Annotated in this window: 1 protein-coding gene; it reads right to left on the bottom strand. The window is 29.7% G+C overall.

The annotated features are described in order from the left end of the window. Positions 1 to 191: 191 nt before the first annotated feature. Positions 192 to 2,285 (bottom strand): carboxy terminal-processing peptidase, encoded by a 2,094-nt coding sequence (locus U9R42_10155; GenBank protein ID MEA3496384.1) that lies wholly within the window; start codon positions 2,283 to 2,285, stop codon positions 192 to 194. Positions 2,286 to 2,351: the final 66 nt, after the last annotated feature.

Below are 2,351 nucleotides of genomic sequence, written 5' to 3'. Positions count from 1 at the left end.
TGTGTGTGTGTGTAAATCATATTTGAATTATTATTTTACAATGCAAATGTAATAAATAATTATTAAAGTAGTACTTTTATTTTTAAAAAGCATACAAATTAAAGCAAATCAAATCTATAAAGCAAACAAAAAGCGATGGAATGAAGTCAGGAAGTCTTTATTTCCAAATTGATAATTAACAATTGATAATTCTACTTAATATCCCCAATCACATTCAAAGCTTCAGATACTTGTCTATCTTTTGTTAAAGATTTATGCCATGCTTCAATCCTTGCACTTTTTGAAGAATCAGCTTCAATAATTTCTTTATCGGCTGATAGAGAAAATACATCAATTAATGGATTAACTTTTTGAATATTCTTATATTTTTTAGTGATATTTCTCAAATTTTCTCTGTATTCTTGATAATCCTTTAACTTCAATGAGTAAGAGGTTATATCCGTTTGCTCCTTCAATTTCAAAGCTCTCTCATCAATCAAAATAAAAGTAGAATCCGATTCTATTCTTTTCTTACTTTTCTTAACTATTTTATCAATATTATAAGTTGCATCCCACACTTGATATTCAGATTTTTCTATTTCATCCCATTGCAAAGGATTGTCAAGTTCACTCTCTCCTACTTTAATATATTTATATTTATCGGGTAAAAGAATATCAGGTTTCACACCATTCATTTGAGTTGATTTTCCATTTATTCTATAAAACTTTTGAATTGTCAATTTCAATGAGCCTAATTCTTTCATATCATCAGGCTTAGTAACATGTTGGTCGAGACCAATAAAACGCTGTACTGTTCCTTTTCCAAAAGTATTGTTACCAATAATAATAGCCCTGTTGTAATCTTTCATTGCGGAGGCAAAAATTTCGGAAGCCGATGCACTAAGAGAGTTTACAAGTACAATAAGATTACCATCATACAATACCGATTCATCTTCATCTCTCAAAACATAAGGTGATCTCCATCTTCCTTTAACTTGAACAATGGGTCCTTTTTCAATAAACATACCTGCAATTTCAACAACATCAGGCAAAGAACCGCCACCATTATTTCGTAAGTCAATTACAATTCCGTCAATATTTTCTTTTTTTAACTTTATCAATTCCTTACGAATATCATCGGCACATCTTCTTCCACCGTCTCCTTTTTTAAAATCAACATAAAACTGTGGTAGATTAATTAAGCCTATTCTTACATTTTTCTCAGTATTTTCAATAATAGCAGATTTAGCGTAAGTTTCTTCAATAATTACAACATCCCTTATAATCGGAATTTCTTTTGTTACACCATCAATCTTCATTACATTTAATCGCACTTTTGTTCCCTTTTTTCCTCTAATTAATTTTACTGCATCATCCACCCTCATATTCACAATATCAACTACCTCTTTTTCATTACCTTGAGCAACGCTAAGTATTTTATCTCCCGATTTCAATTCACCTTGCCTCCAAGAAGCACTTCCCGGTACTATCCTCGAAACTGTAATATATCCATCTTTTTCATAAAGGGTTGCTCCTATTCCTTCCAATTGACCTGACATTCGGATATCAAAATCCTCCTTATCTTTTGGAGGATAATATGCTGTATGTGGGTCAATAGCATTTACTATTGAATTTACATATAAATTAAAATGGTCGTCTTTTCTAAGTTTTGAAAGCCTTTCAAACCAATTGTTATGACTTTTTAAAACACTTTTACGTGCTTCTTTTTCAATTTCTTCAAATGATTTTATTACAATTGATGTGTCGTTTTTCTTTTTAGCATTTTCCTGAACCTTTAATTTGTTTTCCACCTTTGTCAAAACTTGATATTTTAATAATAATCTCCAATATTCCTTCAGTTCTTTTTTTGACTCGGCAAACTCCAATTTTTCTTCATCAGTTTCAATACTTTCATTTTTATTAAACTTAAATGGAGATGCCAATATTTCTTTGTAATATTCTTCAGCCTCACCTATTCTTTTAGTAAATATATCAATTGAAAAATCAAAAAACTCAAAAGAGCCTGTTTGTATTTCATTATCAATTCTGAATCTGTATTTCTCAAATTCTTCAATATCTGATTTTATTAAAAAGCGTTTTGAATTATCCATTCTTTTTATGTAGGAATCAAATGCAGTTGAAGAAAGGTCATTATCAAAATTAGGAATAGCGTAATGAACAGAGGTTAAGCTACGATAAAGTACATTCATCAAAAGTCTGTATCTTTCGGAATCATCAGCAGGGCGATATGAGGAAAAGGTTAATAAAAGTAAAAGGACACTAAAGTATTTCAAAGATTTTCTCATGTAAACTAATTATAGGTTATTATAATAATTTAAAGTTTCGCAAATATACAATAATTGTGCAGTTAA

Source organism: Bacteroidota bacterium, from assembly GCA_034723125.1.
GTDB lineage: Bacteria > Bacteroidota > Bacteroidia > CAILMK01 > JAAYUY01 > JAYEOP01.
Note: the sequence above shows the minus strand (reverse complement) of the source record. Positions and strands in the feature narration are given on the sequence as shown.

Coding starts and splice junctions, on each gene's coding strand:
- U9R42_10155 (MEA3496384.1), bottom strand. CDS start 2,285: ATGAGAAAATCTTTGAAATACTTTAGTGTCCTTTTACTTTTATTAACC.